Origin of the sequence: Limnobaculum xujianqingii (assembly GCF_013394855.1) — a bacterium.
Classification (GTDB): Bacteria; Pseudomonadota; Gammaproteobacteria; order Enterobacterales; family Enterobacteriaceae; genus Limnobaculum; species Limnobaculum xujianqingii.
This window is the reverse complement of sequence record NZ_JABMLK010000001.1, coordinates 1,218,641-1,236,337: the sequence shown is the minus strand read 5'-3', so window position 1 is coordinate 1,236,337 and position 17,697 is coordinate 1,218,641. Positions and strand designations below refer to the sequence as shown.

The 17,697-nt window shown below is 44.2% G+C and carries 11 protein-coding genes; 1 reads left to right on the top strand and 10 read right to left on the bottom strand.

The features are described from left to right. Positions 1 to 144: 144 nt before the first annotated feature. From GOL65_RS05675 to GOL65_RS05635, 9 genes are all read right to left on the bottom strand, one after another. Positions 145 to 1,299, bottom strand: coding sequence for an iron-containing alcohol dehydrogenase (locus GOL65_RS05675; protein WP_140919246.1), 1,155 nt, complete (start codon positions 1,297 to 1,299; stop codon positions 145 to 147). 351 nt (positions 1,300 to 1,650) lie between these two features. Next, positions 1,651 to 3,030, bottom strand: coding sequence for a hypothetical protein (locus GOL65_RS05670; protein WP_140919245.1), 1,380 nt, complete (start codon positions 3,028 to 3,030; stop codon positions 1,651 to 1,653). Positions 3,031 to 3,108: 78 nt separating this feature from the next. Then, complete coding sequence (lpoB, locus tag GOL65_RS05665) at positions 3,109 to 3,726, bottom strand: penicillin-binding protein activator LpoB (protein ID WP_218467393.1); 618 nt, start codon at positions 3,724 to 3,726, stop codon at positions 3,109 to 3,111. Positions 3,727 to 3,782: 56 nt separating this feature from the next. Then, positions 3,783 to 5,153, bottom strand: coding sequence for a COG3014 family protein (locus tag GOL65_RS05660; protein WP_179038187.1), 1,371 nt, complete (start codon positions 5,151 to 5,153; stop codon positions 3,783 to 3,785). A 189-nt stretch (positions 5,154 to 5,342) separates the two neighbouring features. Continuing rightward, the gene (locus tag GOL65_RS05655; RefSeq protein WP_140919243.1) at positions 5,343 to 6,026 is read right to left on the bottom strand and encodes a phospholipase D-like domain-containing protein; all 684 of its coding nucleotides are present in this window, start codon (positions 6,024 to 6,026) and stop codon (positions 5,343 to 5,345) included. Between the two features lie 308 nt (positions 6,027 to 6,334). Continuing rightward, positions 6,335 to 6,907: a rhomboid family intramembrane serine protease gene (locus GOL65_RS05650; protein WP_140919242.1), complete on the bottom strand. Its 573-nt coding sequence runs from the start codon at positions 6,905 to 6,907 to the stop codon at positions 6,335 to 6,337. Between the two features lie 7 nt (positions 6,908 to 6,914). Then, on the bottom strand, positions 6,915 to 11,852 hold the full coding sequence (locus GOL65_RS05645) for a DNA repair ATPase (protein ID WP_179038186.1): 4,938 nt from the start codon (positions 11,850 to 11,852) through the stop codon (positions 6,915 to 6,917). Positions 11,853 to 12,055: 203 nt separating this feature from the next. Next, entirely contained in the window at positions 12,056 to 14,233 is a 2,178-nt protein-coding gene (locus GOL65_RS05640) for a hypothetical protein (protein ID WP_140919240.1), read from the bottom strand. A 200-nt stretch (positions 14,234 to 14,433) separates the two neighbouring features. Beyond that, complete coding sequence (locus tag GOL65_RS05635; protein ID WP_140919239.1) at positions 14,434 to 15,078, bottom strand: NfeD family protein; 645 nt, start codon at positions 15,076 to 15,078, stop codon at positions 14,434 to 14,436. A 290-nt stretch (positions 15,079 to 15,368) separates the two neighbouring features. Here GOL65_RS05635 and GOL65_RS05630 point away from each other — a divergent pair, with 290 nt between their 5' ends. Further along, positions 15,369 to 16,175 (top strand): N-acetylmuramoyl-L-alanine amidase, encoded by an 807-nt coding sequence (locus GOL65_RS05630; RefSeq protein ID WP_407657461.1) that lies wholly within the window; start codon positions 15,369 to 15,371, stop codon positions 16,173 to 16,175. A gap of 36 nt (positions 16,176 to 16,211) precedes the next feature. Here the strand turns inward: GOL65_RS05630 and GOL65_RS05625 are convergent, their stop codons facing one another. Continuing rightward, positions 16,212 to 17,672, bottom strand: coding sequence for a DUF2867 domain-containing protein (locus GOL65_RS05625; RefSeq protein ID WP_140919238.1), 1,461 nt, complete (start codon positions 17,670 to 17,672; stop codon positions 16,212 to 16,214). Positions 17,673 to 17,697: the final 25 nt, after the last annotated feature.

Here is a 17,697-nt window from a genome sequence, read left to right as displayed (position 1 = left end):
AGTAATGTTACGTTAGGTGATAAACTGCTTGGTGAATAATATTATATATGTATCAACGGCATCGTCCCGTTGATACATATATAATAGTATGTCGGCAGAGAATGAACAAGCGTTTATAGTATTATTATTCTCTGCCGATGGGTGCTAGTAACTTAAACTTAAAATCCTTCTGGCTTCAATTACTGAGATATCTTTATGCTCTCCCAGAGGTAATAAATTAAATCTTTTTAAATAGTTAATTGCTTCTTCAATTGCTGATTCAGGGATCCCATAAGCTCTAAGATAAGTAGGTAATCCCATATTTTCAAAGAATTGACGAGTAAGCATAATAGCACTATTTATACGCTCTTCTTCTGATCCTTCAGTGAGTTGCCATACTCTTTCTGCATATTGTAGTAGTTTTAGCCGTTTATTTTCTCTCTGCACATCTAATACTGCGGGAAGAAGAATGGCTAATGTCTGAGCATGGTCGAGACCGTGGTGAATAGTAAAATAGTATCCAATACGATGTGAGGCCCAATCTTGTGGCACACCAACACCAATAAGACCATTAAGGGCTTGAGTAGCGCTCCACATGATTGCTGCTCTGACATCGTAATTTTCAGGTTCTTTTAATGCCTTTGGGCCTTCTTCAATTAAGGTTAGCATCAGTCCTTCAGCATAACGATCCTGAACTTTGCCATATACCGGATAAGTCAGATACTGCTCGGCAACGTGAACAAAAGCATCCACCACACCATTTGCCATTTGTTTGGTTGGAAGTGTGTAAGACTTTCTTGGATCAAGAATGGCAAAGCGTGGGAAGAGTAAGGGATGCTTATGGCTTAATTTAGCATTGAGCGCAGTATTACTAATTACTGCAGTGCCATTCATTTCGGATCCTGTTGCCGGAAGGGTTAATACACAACCAATCGGTAATACTTGTTTTAATGGCGTGTTACTAATCCAGGTTTCCCAGGCATCTCCTTCAAAATAAACTGCTGCGGCAATAAATTTAGTACCATCAATGACAGAACCTCCGCCAACAGCAATCAGATAATCTATTTTTTCTGCTTTAACAATCTCAACTGCTTTCATCAGGGTATCGTAATGAGGATTGGGTTCGATGCCACCAAACTCAATATACTTTCGTTTTCCCAGTGATTGAATCACTTCATCAATGGTGCCAAATCGCTTGGCACTTCCGCCACCATAGGTGATGAGCACTTTGGCATCTTCAGGTAATTGAGCACCAAGATCTTTGATACGTTCAGTACCAAACATAATACGTGTTGGGTTGTAATAATCGAAGTTAAACATATTCAGCACCATTGATTGTCGTTGTCAGTGATATGTTAATTCATATTGAGTCATTCAACTGAAAAACAGCATTAAATAATAAATCAAAATAGATTGAGGTTTTAGGTTATTTAGGCGGATAAAAAATTAATACTGATTCTTCGTATGGTTAGCGGAGGTTTTGTTTTTAATAAAAGGAATGTCGTATTGCTCTCGATAAGTATAGCGCATGCCAACGGATTATATCGATGCGGAAATAAACACCAGCATAGCCAGAAAAATAGCCTACTGGTATTAAGGTATAGCAAGGGGCAAAAAAATAGCCAACCCGGAGGTTGGCTATAAGATGAAGTATTTTGCTATCGGTAACGATTATTTCAAAAATACGCCGCCTGAATCCCCCAGACGCTGTTCGTTAGCTGCTGGTTTGGCTTTTGCCTTAGGTTTTGCTGCAGTCGCTTTTTTCGCTGCCTGAGCTTTATTTTCAGATGGTAGTGGGGCAGCCAAACGAGCTACTGCACCTTTCTCTATGACATCAATCTTACCGCTTTCAACAATACCATAAGAGATTTTGTCTTTTATGGTGGTGATCAGAATGGTCGCCACTTTCTCTTCAGCGGCACCCAGCACTTCCCCGGTATCCGGATCGACCAGTTGCTCACCTTGAGAATAGATATCAAAACGGTCGCCATCATAAACCATGGCTTCACCACGGTTTATGACGATCTGGCCGTTAGTCACCGCAACCACTTTGGCCGGTGTCAGCTTATTGACAATTTTATCGGCAATAACATCGCTGATCTGTTTGCGGGCGGTTTCAATATATTTACCGCCTTGTTCGAAGACGCTGGAATCAGACCACTGAATACCATGAGTCGCAGCTTCCAATAATGAATAGCGTACGGTCACTTTGGTTCTGTGGGAGCTGCTAACGTCAAATTCACCGGTTAAATCAACGCTGGTGACTTTAGTCGTGGTTTTTACACCAGCTTCAGTTACATTGATGACCAGAATATAGTCAGCGAGTAGGGCCGTCTGTCCTACGCTGGCTGCATTATCTGAACGGCCTTCCAACATTTTCTCTTCTTGTGCGAAGGCTTTCTCATTAGTAGCACTGCGGTCCAGCACGGTAAAACGCTGTGACTGTACGATACGGTCAGTAATTTCCTGACGAAGCGTATTGGCAAAGGCGGAACGACTACGGTTACCAGTAGTAATAATAGCTAAACGGTCACGCTGAGAAGATGCCTGTGAAGTTTTACGCTCAACTTTATCTACTTCAACGGTCAAAACAACGGTACAGCCTTTAGCATCACAATCGCGGGTTTTAACTTTATACCCTTTAACGATACCGGCACTTTGAGTATTAATTTGAGCACTCTGACCAGCATTGACGGTAACATCGCGATTACGGTTTGCTGCGGCATTAATGTTGATATTTTCAGTATAAGTACTGTTACCTTTCTTATTACTCAGAAAGGAATCATCTTTGTTTTGGTCGTCCTGAACGCTGGTACCTTTAACATCAGCACTCGCGTCACTTTTATCATTGATGCGAACATAGTTTCCAGCACGTTCTGACTGTGTTGAAACGGTCATTCCATTAACCTGACGAACAGCATCAGCCAGTGCGGCATCAACTGCTTTTTCGTAGGTTTCACCGTATCCTTGTGCTTCAACGGTTTCAATTTTTGCATAAGCAGTAGATGAAAACGCAAAGAAAGCTACAAGTACCAGGATCCATTTTTTCATTCGGACATCCCTAATGGATTAAGTTGGTTTTGTAATGCTGCGGTTCGAAGAGAGCTGCAGCATTACGCCAGACAATCATTACCAGCTAGCAGTACGGTTGTCGCCACGCTTGATGATTGGATACTCTTTTTCCCAATAGGCTAAACCATCATCCAGATTGGTCAGGGTTAGCTGGAAATAGTACTCAACTTGTTGAGTACTGGAGTTTACACGTTGATTCTGCTGAATGATTTTACCGGTTAAGGAGAAGTCAGGTGCGATAACGCGTCCATCTTTCTTTACGGTTTTTTGGTTAACCATTTTTGACTTACGCAGTTCACGAACTTTGCGGGTCATCTCATCTTCAGGACCATTGGCGTTAATAGCGGTAGTAACCACAAAACGTCCTGAGTTTAACAGGCTGGTACGAATTTTTTTGGTTAACTGGTCGGTATCAATACGCTGATTGGTATCATTCACAATACCCGTTACGGTTAACACATAGCGGCCACCCTGAGGATGAACCAGCAGGTCAGAACTTAACATGTCATCAACCATATTGGTCGCTGCCATTTCAAAATCTTTGTAATCCAGACCCATAACAGCAACGCTGTCATTTTTGCTGTCAACATAGTAAGCGCCTTGTTCAGCACAACCAACCAGAGAGAAAGCAACAGCCGCAGCAAGAAGCGTTTTTTTGTTTAAAATTTTCATCATGAAAGTTCTCAATACAGTTTAATGATTAGAATGATAATTCTGCCTGTTAAACAGGGCTAGATAGCGTTTTTACTGGTTAACAGATTGACCTGTGGAACCGTATTCGCGTTCAACGCCCTTACATAAACTACTACCGGCTGAGGCGTTGCTGGTAAATCAACCTGAATAGCAGCACCACCTGATGGATTAATTTGAAGCTGCCCATCTTTTGGCCATTTCACATAGGTTACCTGAAACTCGTAGGGTAAGGTATGCCAACTGCGAATATCTGCCTGTGTGGTAACTGCCTGAGCGATGCCGGTAAGAGCGCCAAGTAATCTGACTGTCTTATTATCAGAGTTTCTCATAGAAGCTTGTGCCGCAGTTTTCAGTACCGCACGAGTCAACTCCTTAATCAGAATACCTGTAAATTCCGTTTTAAATTCACCCTGAATAATTTTATCCATGTTGGCGAATGATTCTGTTTGTCTTCCTCCATTGACTGAAAGATAAGGATACGCCGGACTACCTGATTCAAGTACTGGTAACGCAATACCTGTATAGACTACACGGCTGGTCACTAAAAATAACGGCAGATCAATACGGCGTTCTACTTTATGAGTAGCGGTACCATTTTCAAACACAATCCAAACGCCAGGAGCAACTTTACGGCCGCCGTTAGCAAGATTGAGGTCGGCACGAATTTGCTTACTGCGTGTCAGGGCGTAAGCACGCTTCAGGCTCTCTTTGGCCTTGCTCAGGTCGGCGGCACTTTCGTTATTAATTAAAAAGTACAAGCCATGCAGGTAGAGCGATGCCGGATTGATATAGCCGTCATAAGGTGCCCATTTAGCAACATCAACCCCAGAATCCCCTAATCTTTCCATTGCACCAGAGTAAGTTTCACCCAGATTATTACTCTTCACGCTACTTTTTTGTGCGTTGATCTCTTTGGAAAAATACTCCGCAGCCCGGCGCTGCCGATCGTCTACCCGGTTCCACTCAACCCTGGCATCAGTAAAATTAGCCTGCTGCCAAAAATTCAATGCTTTGTAGGTGTTAACCATTACGCGGTCATATACCCGAGGGGTGTAGCCCATAATATTATCGTTAACCACCATTGAAGCAGCCTGACTAAATCCGGATGCCGCCAGATTTTGTGTCTCATTTTCTTTAATCAGCGTTTCACTGGTATCAAAGACTTTAGTTGAACGGTCCAGCTCACTGTTCATACGCAACAATGTGCCTGCTTCAAGAGACCACAATAGCTCAGTGGCAATATCTACGTCAGAAGAGACTCCTTCTTCCAACGCAATTTTCTGTGCTAACTCGAGTTGTCCTTGCGAAAGCGAGTAGTCAAAGTTTTGGCGTGATGGCGGATTCGAACAGGCAGCCAACGTAAAAACAATACCACTACAAAAAATAAAGCGTTTGATTTTATTATTCATATTATTTCTGTTGTATGGAGAAAGTCACGGGATTGCATAGCGGGCATAATTAATAGAAGCGATATGCAATCATTGCGCAGTGTGATACTTCCTTTGTTCTGAAGTATATCTGCCTTTTTTCGGGGGGTAAACTGAAAAGCCAGCCTCCAGTTTGCCACTTCCATTCCCATGTTTTCCCTTGTTTCATCATTAACTGAATCGTTGCCATAGCCGGGTAAACTCCTGTTGATAAAAGGCTAATAGCGTTGGAGAGTCAGTTATAAGAATATTCTCATAGTTATATTGGGATGCGCTTTTGGTCCAGTTAAAACTACCGTTGAGTAAGTAGCGGTCATCGAACACGGCAAACTTGTGATGCATGTGATAGGGACTGTTATCCATCACAATAGAAATGCCTTTATGCTGTAGATATTCAATATCACTACCATCATCTTCAGATTTTTCGTTATCGGTAATTATTCTAATTTGAACCTGACGTTGATGAGCTGCAAGAATAGATTCGGTAATAATATCATCGGCGATAGTAAACACGCAGATATCAGCTTTTGATGTGGTTTGTGCCAATATTTCACAGATTTTTTTCCGGCAGGTATCTCCCGGTGAAAAACAGGCAGAAGAGGTTACTTTTTTGCGTTGGTTAGCAATATCAATGGTTTTTATCACCATTTCCAGCCACTTTAATACCGGCTGAAGATTTTCTGGTGCCGTATTTAATTGAGCCCGAACTAAATCAAAAGCACGATTACGCATAAATCCTGATTGCTCAGTATCCAGAACCTGACTTAACTCTCTTAGTTTTACGCGCTCACTCTGACTTAATGTTAAATCCGCCAGAGTGCTTTCAAGGTAGTGTTCGAGCTCTTTATTATCCATAACCTGTTTTATCCATAAATCAATGAGATAAGCAAATAAAGGTTGCTCACCAAAGCTTATGTATTCGAGCGAAACCGCGGTATATTTTAGTTATTCTAATTTCGAACGAGACGCCAGTATAAGGCGCTGATAGTTTGCGGTAATCAGACTGTAAAATAAAGACGTTAATGTCAAAATTGTTAGCTAAAACCAGAAGATTAGTTTTTTTGATGGAAAAGGCATAAGAGTGTGTTGTGATAATTCCATGTATCTAAGGATTTAGGCAGATAATCATCCTGAAATGTAGCTTTATTAACCTCTTTATAAGGTTAAGGGGTGTTTATCTTATTGTCAGAAATAAGTTTTCGGGTTAGCAGAGCAAAGCAGAGCCCGGCTATGGCTCCTGCAATATGGCCTTCAGTGGAAATATCCGGATCGCCCGGCAGCAGGCCTGAAGCCAGTCCACCGTAATAAAGTAGGATTAATGCCGCATAAACAAAGTCGAGTATTTTTCTTCGAGTAAATGCATTTGCCAGCAATAACATCCATAAGCCAAAAATCCAACCGCTGGCACCAATATGAATAGCGCTACGAGCAAAAATCCATACCAGCAGCCCACCGAATAAAATAATAAAAGTGCTGGCACTGAGGTAGTAGCGTACTGAGTGAGTTAATAATAATGCACTTAATATCAGTAATATTGGTAAATTACTTAATAAGTGCTCCCAGTCCCGATGTAGAAAAGGCGAAAATAGAATACCCAATAGACCCTGCGCTGAGCGAGGAAGAATACCGAAATGATTCAGAAACCCACCGGTCAGCGAGTTTACCAGTTGTAAACCAACCAGAATGACGGTTATCAGACTCAGGATTTTAATCCGCTGTTGTATCCACAGTTTCACTATTGATTTAATTCCTTAAGGCCTGAACGCTTTCTACCAGATCGGCCAGTTGTGCAACAACCCGTCCTCCAATATCGGTATTATCACCACCTAATGATTTATTTCTCATAAAGTCATGCTTAATTTGAATCCAGCGTTTTGCTTCTTCAGGAGACATCATATCGCGGATTTCAGCCAGTTTTAGCAGGTTTTCTTCAGCACCGTTGGTTAGCAACTGAGCCTCACCCAGATAGTGATCGTCAATGATGCGACGAATTTCTGCCGGGTTCATAACGGCGGAAATCTTCTCACTAAGTTTATTCATATTACGGTAGCTACCCTGCAGTTTGAAGGCAGGTTCGGTACGGTATTTATCAGACTGAGCCGCGCTGGCAATATACTGTTGATTAACTTTTAGTACCACATCACGCATAGCCATAATGCGCTCAAGAATGGCGACAATTTCACTAATTTCAGCTTCACTATATTGATGGCTAAGGGCATTGCTGGTGAAAGGTTTACCCAGTGCTTTATCAACCAATAGATAAAGATCGTTCATATCCCGCAGCGCCATTGGTGCCAGAACTGGATTAGAGGTCAGGCTGTTTTCGATATAACTGAGGGAGAATGCTTCTTCCATACCCCCCAGGACTTCACCCAGATTATAAATATCCGCGCGGTTTGCCAGCATATCAGGGATTTTGAATACATCCCCGGATTCGGTGTAAGGGTTACCGGCCATCACCACGCAGAACTTTTTACCGCGCATATCATAAGTTTTAGTCTTACCTTTCCAGACGCCTTCAATGCGTCGAGTACCGTCACATAATGAGATGAATTTCTGTAAAAACTCAGCGTGGGTATGTTGAATATCATCAACATATAACATCACGTTATTTCCCATCTCCAACGCCAGGTTGAGTTTTTCTAACTCCTGACGCGCGGTAGCGTTAGGTGCCTGCTCCGGATCCAGTGACAGAACATCGTGACCTAATGCCGGACCGTTGATTTTCATAAAAATCAGCCCCAGACGGTTAGCAATATACTCCATAAGCGTCGTTTTACCGTAACCTGGAGGGGAGATCATTAGCAGCAATCCCATCAGATCCGTTCGTTTACCTTCGCCAATGGCACCAATCTGTTTTGCCAGGTTGTCACCAATGATAGGAAGATAAACATCATTAATCAGTTTATTACGTACGAAAGAGCTGAGTGGACGTGCTTTAAATTCATGTAAACGCAGTTCACTACGTTGCTGATTTAACACCTGTTGTCTGACAGATTGATAACGCTGATAGGCAGGAATAAACACCTTACGCTGGTAACGCATACGGCTGAAATAGTCATCCAGACTTAAGGTTAGCGTCTGTTGTTGAATACGGGGATGTTCTCCCATCAGATCACTGACGCTGAAATGCAGATCAACTTCACTAAAGCGGGTAACCACTGATTTATCCAGCAACATGAGTACCACAGCTTCCGGAATATATTCACGTAATCCTTGATATTCCGGCAAAGTACAAAGACCTTTTAGCCAGTTTTCTATTAAAACCCAACGCTGAGACAAGCGACTCCCCAAATTTTGCTGTGAGTGGTTAAAGTCACTCCACATATGGGCTTTTTCTAACTGAGACTGTAATCCTTCCGACAGGGTTCGGGCATATTTGCTAAAGCTGAATTCTAACGGTGTCCGCCCCAAAATCAGACTGAGGTATTCAGCCGCCTGAGACTGTTGATATGACTGACAGGGAATAGGGTACTGTTCCAGAAACAGGCTAAGCTCCGCTTCTATTTCGGCTTGCAGGTCCAATAAACCGGCATCGCTGCGAAACAGCTGTTTGATATTCAGACTGGTGCGGGCCCGTTCTGGCCACAGCGCTGGTAACTCTTCTGAATATTTATGTTGCCATAGCAAAACAGCAAGGCTGCGAGCTAATGGATTAAAACGTAGCAGATCGGCACTTTCTCCAACCAGCAGTAATTTGCGTAGAATCGCAACCGCATCATGATCGTGAATTCCTTTTTCATATCCCTCTTTATAACGAGGGGCTGCGAAGTCACGTACGGTTTTTTCTAACACTTCAGGCTGGTTTTGCTGGGTTTTGAGCAAATCGAAAGTCAGGCCATCCTGCTCTTTACTGGCAGCATAGATCAATGAATAAGCAAGGTATTCAGCGCGGTAAACTTCCGGTGACTCAGATTCAATGGCGATATTCCAGTAATCTTTCAGCGTCTCTAACTCTGAGCTCTCAATAGGTTCCTGATAGTCAGTACCGGTCAGATGCAAATAAAGCTGCTCGCCCCGAGGCAGGATAGTGAGATCTAATTCCTGGGTATTGACGCTGAAGCGATGGCGTGGCCCCAGTTTGATAACGCTGCCACCATCTTCAAAAATTTCTGATTTATCGCGCAGGCTGCGTATCGCCTGATCCCGTGCCGCTTTAAATTTGGCATCAATATCATCAGCTTTAACGCTGTCTTTTAGTTCCCGTAAACGCTCAATAATTTCACGGGTTTTCAGCGATAATGGGTCGGCAGCAAAAAAGGCGTTCAGTTCGTCCAGAGTCAGGAATTTAGCCGTTCTGCGGCGCAGGCTATCTAATAAACGCTCAGCAGCGACTTGAAGGTTTTGTGATTTACGCTGGCGCTCATCCAACAACGATTGCTTATGGGTTTCGAAGGTTTCCAGCAGCTCTTCGCGTTTGCTCAGAATATCGCCAAGAAACTCTTCCTGACCGCTGAACTGGCTCTCCAGCTCTTCTAACTGAACCAGCAGGCGAGAAAGTTGCTCATCACAGCGTTCCGGATCTGATGCCAGCGTTAAGGCATTGGTGATTCCCTGGCTGAACAGCTTAAATTGAGCACCAAACTGCGCAACAGATTCAACGGAACCTTGTTCTTTACGACGTTGCTGCAAACGAGCTCGAGCCTGATTCAATCGGGCATAGATCTCGGAGATAGATTCGATAATGCCGGTTTGTTGAGTGGTATCTTCAAACTTCAGTGAAGCCATCAGATTGGATAGCATATCCAGATCGGCAGACATCTTATCCATGCCAGCTAGTGGTTCATTGAGCTGAGCGCTGTTACGTGCTTCCTGAGTTTGTTTTTCCAGTTCCTGCAACTGTAAGGTAAATGGCTGTAGCGCTTTTTCACTGGCGAGAAACTCGGCAGTAGCAAGCGAAATTCGCTCCTGACTGGCAGTCAGTTGTTGCTCCATCTCATCCAGACTGGCTAAATCAATATAACGATAATCCCGTAGGGTGATCAGATGACCGCGCTGCACATTCAGTTCATTTAGTGCATCAACAAACTGTTGGGCGTTAACCCAGCTGTCCGGCAGCATGGATGATAACAGCTGCTTCTGACGGCTGGTCGCTTCATTCATTGCCCGGGAAGACTGACGGCGAATGCTTTCTACTTTTTCATATTCGTCCAGTACCAGCTCGCCGGTATTAGCGATCTCTTTCAGTAAAATAGAGGCATGCAGGCTATGTTCATCGTTCAGCCAGTAATAGATATCGATTAATCGCTTAGCATCCAGACTGAGTTTTTCATACAGTTGGGAAGAGATTTGTTGTTGTTCTATCTCTCTGGCGATGTGGTATAAGTCAGAAATACCACGCACCAGTTCAGCATTGCCAATGCGGCCAAAAAAGCTATTTTTTGCCGGCTGAAGGGCTGCGTATTCATCAGAATAGAAGGGGGTTTGCCAGACTTGCATTGGATGAATGCGGGTTGGTTCGTCTGACTGTCCTTCAAATAACACCATGCGACCATCTTCCAGCATGGCATATCCGTGACCAAACAATGGATTCTGTAACTTACGTTCAATCATGTTGTAATTGAACAGGGCAATGCGGCCAAAGTTTGGTTCGTAAAAAATATACAGAACATCTTCGCCATTAGGTGAACGACGAATACGACGAAAACGCATACCGGTCATTGGCTGATCGAAAGCTTTATATTCACCGTTTTGCAGATAGTAACCGCCGGGGAAAATAATACCGTGATCTTCCGGCAACTGAATACAGGCTAAGCCAATGGCATCAATACGCTGGGCGGTTTGCGTTAGAGTGTTGTACACCAGATAACGCCAGCTATCCTCCCGATAGGGGAGAATTTTCAGCAGAATCAGGCTACCAGTTTGTGCATACTCAATTTGCGCATCATCCAGCGACTGGGTTTTATCCAGTACGGCTTCACGATAAATACCCAGGCCATCTTCGGTGTTGTTTTCACACTTAATGGTCAGGTCACCACCAATGGTTTCAACAAATACGGTATCCAGAATATTCATATGTGGATAACGGCCGTTAACGGTATTCTCGCGGGTAGTTTTGTGCCATTCGAAATCGTAAGCCGGGGGCAGGGCGATATCCCGTTCACCGCGATTATCAATATACTTAATTTCTTTTTTATCGCTGGAGATGGACCAGCGGAACACCCGAATATCGGTGATGCGTTCACCAATCTGGAAGCTGGCCAGAAGTTTTCCGTCGCGCTCTACTAATTGTAATAGCTGGGTGTTTTTGTAATAGGTATAAAGCTCATTGAAATCCTGAACAAAGCTGGTGATATTCAGGAAAGTTCCGGTTAAGGCGACGGATTCAACATCATATTCACCGTTTTGCTCGGTTAAACGATACAGGGAGAAAACGTCTTCGATTCGGGTTTCTCTCTTCAGACCAATAAATACGTTATAGCCAAACAGTAGCCATTCACCAACCCGGACAATATCGCGAGCAACGCAGTTATTTTCAGTACGAATGCGAATTCGACCGATGATATCCATTTGGCTTTTGCCAAATTCAGCCAGACGACGCTCGTTGAGGGTCCAGGCTTTTTCATGCAGTTGTTGGCCCTGTTCAGATAAACGTTTACGTAAAATATCGTAGGCACCACCTTCAGCGACGGCGTTATCCAGTAATTCCCGATCTCGATTATTCACTTGGCTATCTGACATGGCGTTTAACGTTCCCTTGATCAATGTTTGCTTTCGTCGCGTTAGTTATTGTTCCGTATCATGGCAAACGTCCTGTAGGGTGAAGCGCCATCATAGTGTGCGGAGAAATTAACTAAGATAAATCGATTTAATAAACGGCTTATCTTAGTTAACGTCAAAAAATAACTGGCTACCGCAAATACTACGGTAGCCAGCCTGATTAATTACTCTTCAATAGAACGAGAACCCGATGTAACCGTCGGTAGATTTCTGGCTGCGGTGAACTGCTGAATCAAATCGCGAACTTCCGGATTTTGCAGCAGACTTTCCAGATCCAGTTTTTGTCCCTCTTTGCTGCTCATCAGTTTTTGAACCACGTCTTGTACCAGTGGACTCTTATCGACTACGCCATTAATCGCTTTACCAACGCTGAGGGCTTTGGAGAAAGTATTAAAGAAGCTACCATCGCCACCCACGATATCAATATTGGTTTTGCTTAATGCAGCAGCCAGAACATCAGCTTGCTCTCTGGCGATCTCTTTGTTTGCAGCAATAGAGGCCATTGCCTGTTCGAAGTGTTTTTCAAGCTGCATACGGAACTCTTCGTGCTCACGAGCGGTAGTATTAAGGTTACCCATGGCGGTAAATTTATCGGTCAAACCATCGGCTTCAGCTTTCAGGCGCTGACGAACCACTTCTGCCTGTGCTGAACCTAACTGGCCTTCACCTCGGGCTTGAGCGGCCAGCTTTTCTTCCAGCACTTTAGCATCAGCCAGACCCAGCTTCTCTTTCGCCAATGCTTGCTGTTCATCACCACGAGCCTGAGCCGTCAGTTTCTCTTCAAGTACTTTGGCCTCTGCCAGACCCTGTTTTTCAGAGGCTGCAGCCTGAGCCTCTTGAATGCGAGCCTGTGCCAGACCTTTTTCCTGAGTACCACGAGCTTCGGCCAGCAGTTTTTCAGCAGTAACGTTAGCCTGCACCAAGCCTTCTTTCTCTTCAGCTTCGGCTTGAGCCTGACGAACACGAGCCTCAGCTAAACCCAGTGCGGCTTGTTCCGCTTCAATACCTTCAGCCATACGCTTTTTAGCTTCAGCCTGTTTCGCTGCGGCTTCCAGTTCCGCTTGAGCCATAGTGCTAATTTCTAAAGCTTTGTGTTTGGCACTGTTTTCATCAGCTTCGGCTTGTTTAACCTGACGTACCAGTTCTTGTTCGGCTTCTGCCTGTGCCTGAATAATGGTGACTTGCTTCTGACGGTCGGCATCAGAAACCATACGAACTTCTTTAATGCGCTCTTCTTCCTGAGCGACGGTCTTTTCTACCGCCACACGTTCACGTATAACGTTGGCGATATTCTTACGTTCTTCTTCCAGCGCTTTCTCTTTTTCAATACGCTGTAACTCAACTTCCCGTTCACGGGAAACGATTTCCAGATCTTTGGCACGAGTCACTTTTTCGATTTCGATGGTGACGGCACGAGTGCGGTTTTGCTGTGCAACTTCAACTTCACGCAGACGGTTCTCTTCGCGGATCTCGATCTCTTGTTGAGTTTGAATGCGAGCCTGTTCTGCTTTTAAACGCTCTTCTTCTTTTACCCGTAGAGTTTCAGCTGCTTCACGGGCACGAATACTTTCGATTTCACGCTGTTGGCGAGCTTCCGCATCAGCCTGTTGGCGTTCAAGTGCCAGGCTGGCTTCGCGGGTTTCCACGTTTTTCTTTTTAATCGCCAGTTCCTGATCGCGTTCTTTCTGGTTAGTTTCGATATTGTGAATGGCGGTAATTTCAGTAATTTTACGAATACCTTCGGAGTCGAAGATATTATTTGGATCAAGGGAGCTTTTCGGCGTTTGTTCCAGATAGTCAATGGCAACATCTTCTAACGCATAACCGTTCAGATCTTTACCAATAACGTCTACGATACGGTCGCGGAAGTTCTGACGATCTTCAAACAGTTTTGCCAGTTCAAACTGCTTACCCACTGTTTTTAGCGCTTCAGAGAATTTGGCGCTAAACAGGGTACTGACTGCCTGATGATCGGAAGCCCGATCGACACCAATAGCTTTAGCGACTTTTAATACGTCTTCGGTAGTTTCGTTGACCCGCAGATAGAAGGCGACGGTAATGTCAGCACGCAGGTTATCTTTACAGATCAAGCCATCTTTACCGCGGCGGTCAACTTCCAGCGTCAGTAAAGAGATACGCATAAACTCTTTTTTGTAGATGACTGGGTAAACTAACGCACCGGTGAAGTGAACCTTCGGCTGTGATGACATATCGTTGACGATCAGAGCTGTTCCTTGTGGCACTTTGATATAAAACGCTTTGAACAGTCCAAACAGGCCCAGAATTGCAACAATAATCACTGCAACAATGGTTAAGAACGGCATTAGTTCTGCCATAGCCATAGGTGTTTCTCCATGTTATTCAGGTTGTTGACTGGTTAATTACCGTCTGACGTGGCCTTAAGTTACTTTTGTTCATCCCTGAGTTGAACAGGGGATTTTTATACTACTGATTAGATACAATAAACTGGCACAGGAAAGACACAGGAATCCAACGGATAAATAAGACCTTCCTGTAACAGGTTATTAAGATTTCTTCTGTTTTATAGCCGGTTAAACTCAAGCTCGCTGACGACGTTATAACTGTTGGTTGCCGCATCGTAACTGATTAGCACCACGCGATCTCCTCTGGCAATTTCTGCATCTTGTGAGGCACGAATTTGCAGTATCAGACCAGCACCGCCATCTTCCATCAATGCTTCGCCACGCTGTTCGGTTACCACGGAAGAGCGTACTTCAGCAACTTTACCAATCAGATTTTTAACCCCTTGCCCCTGTTTCATTTTGGCTAATTTGGGTTGCAAAGGTCTTAACAGAAATGAGGTGACCAGTAGGGCAATAAAGCCGATCAGAAACAGCGCAACGGTACCCAACAGATAGCGAAGAATATCTGTTTCAATAAAGCGCAGCATCAGATGGACAGTGAAATAGCTGAGTAGCCAGCCAATTAAGGTAATAAAGGTAATAATGATAGTAAGGGGAATACCCGCCAGACCAAGTTTGGTCATCCAGCCAGCCATGCCGGAGAGATCACCGGCATCAATGTCGGCGTCGATACCATCAATATTGAGAATATCGATATCCAGCAGACCAAAAGAGGCGCATATCCAATAGAACAGGACGATTAATAATAAGCCGCTGAAAATGATAACCGGAAACGTTAAACAGTTTTGTAAGAAGAGCGTCATTAGAGTCCTTTCTCAAACGGTGGCGATTACAAAATTGCCCTAAGTAAATCAGGTTTCAGCCTGCTTTGGTAGCTAAAATAGAGGCTTTTTTGATATTTATCGCAACAAAAAAAGAATGGCATCTCATATGCGTCAGGATCGTCTGGATAATCCTCTGAATACAACGCGTTAAATACAGATAAAGTTAACTTATTAAAAGATAAATATTATTTTATACTATCGGTTAAATCTTAATAGTTAATATAAAAGGTCAGTTTATGTTCAGGTGCGGACGTGTTATCTATTTTTTCATGATATCTGTGATAGTAGGGCTGCTTGCTGGCTGTAGTTCTATTCACGATCGCGGAAATTATTGGGTGGATGACAGTCATGCTGCTCTGGGTAATGAGCCTCGGGTTAATTTTCTGATTTTTCACTATACGGCAGAAGATGAAGCGAACTCATTAACCGTGCTAACCGGAGAAAATGTCAGCGTGCATTACCTGATAAATCCATTGCCGGATGAGGTATCAGGTAAGCCAATCGTGTTACAGCTGGTACCCGAAGATCGCAGAGCCTGGCATGCTGGTGCCAGCTTTTGGCGCGGTCGAATGAATTTAAATGATACGTCGGTAGGAATTGAATTAGTTAATCCTGGTTATCACAAGGTAGGAGCTGAACGGCGTTGGGAGCCCTACACCGAGGCACAGATTGCATTACTGATGGCACTATCGGATGACATTATCAAACGTAATCAGATTAAACCGGAGAATGTGCTGGGTCATAGTGATATCTCTCCTCAGCGTAAAGTCGATCCGGGTCCGTTATTTCCCTGGCAAAAATTGGCACAGGCGGGAATTGGCGCATGGCCGGATGCTGAGCGAGTGAGTCATTATCTGTCTGTTCGTCAATTGGAGAAAACTACTGATATTGCGGCACTGCAAAATAATCTGAACCGTTATGGCTATCAGATACCTTCAAGTGGCGTTTTGGACGATGAAACCCGCAGGGTGGTTAAGGCGTTTCAGATGCATTTTCGACAGGCTAATTACTCAGGCATACCGGATGCAGAAACCTTAGCTATTCTTGATGCTTTACTGGAAAAATATCGTTCCTGATGAAACGCCGCTTCGGTAAAGAAGCGGCAGGCAGGATTAAGGACGATCTTTGTTGGTGTCAGATTGCTTGTCTAACTGTTCAGCCAGATAAGCAATTCGCTTCGCCATCCCTTTAAAAATGAACAGATGGGCTGGCATCATCACAAACCAGTACAGCAACCCGCCGAAACCAGCAGGATGCCACCAGGCGCGAACGTCCAACTCCCTGAACTGTTTATTATCATTGATGCTCAGGGTTAACCGGCCTAATCCGGGTGCTTTCATACCAAATAACATGGCTAACTGGCGCAATGGTTTGATGGAAATGACTCGCCATGAGTCAATATGGTCGCCTATTGCCAGTTGCTCTTTATCAGGTCTGCCGTAGCGTTTTTCTCCCCCAATCAGATCGTCCATCCAACCGCGAATATTCCATAAATAGTTTGCGTAGAAGTAACCCTCTTTCCCACCAATTTGTTGAATAACTTGCCACAGGCTTTCTGCGCTGGCCTTGGTTTTTATGGTATAGCCAGCATGTTTAGGATAGAAGGCGTAACCAGGGCGCCAGCGGGCTCTGGCTTCAGGATCGTATCCCCAGTCGGCGGAGTTTACCGCTGACTGCTCTTTATGCATGGTGCTGATAACCGCTTCATCATAATTGATCAGCTTTTGGGGAATGAGCTGTTGTAACGGCTCAGCATCTGCCGGTAGATTATGCTTTAAACCTTCAATCAAGGCCTTGGCGGTAGTGGTTGGAACGGTGGTAATCATATTCAACCAGTATACGGAAATCAGCTGAGTTGGCAGTGGGATAGGAATAATCCAGCGCTTTTTTGCGGTGATTTTAATAAAACGCTCAAACATATTTTGGTAACTGATGTATTCCGGTCCGGCAACGTCAAATATTCGGTTTTCCGGCGAAGGATAATTGATAATTTCAGATAAATAGACCAGCAGGTTTTCCAGTGCCACAGGTGAAGACTTAGATCGTACCCAGCGGGGCGGGGTAAGAATTGGCAGGCTATACACCATATCTCGCATCACTTCAAAGGCAGCAGAACCAGCACCAATGATGATTCCTGCCCGTAACTCTGTTACCGGTATGCCGCTGGCGCGTAAAGTATCACCAGTTATTTGACGTGCCAGTAAGTGCTGAGAGGAGACGCTTTCTTTCGGCTGGATGGCACCTAAAAAGACAATCTGTTTTACCGTGGATTGCTTTAATGCCTGTTGCAGGTTTTGGGCCGCTATTTTTTCGCTATAAAGAAAATCTGCTTTTTCACCCATGCTATGAACCAGATAGTAGACCACATCAATATTATCCAGTGCAGGTTTGATGGTCTCTGGTTTAAACAGATCTACATACTGGCAGTTAACATTAGGGATTTGTTGCTCTTTCAGCCACTCAATACGTCGGGCCGCAGCAGTGACATGATGTCCTTGTGCTGTCAGATAAGGGATAAGATTTTGTCCGATATATCCGCTGGCTCCGAGGATTAATATACGTTGTGGCGTCATAGCGTGGCCCTGATATGTTTTTATT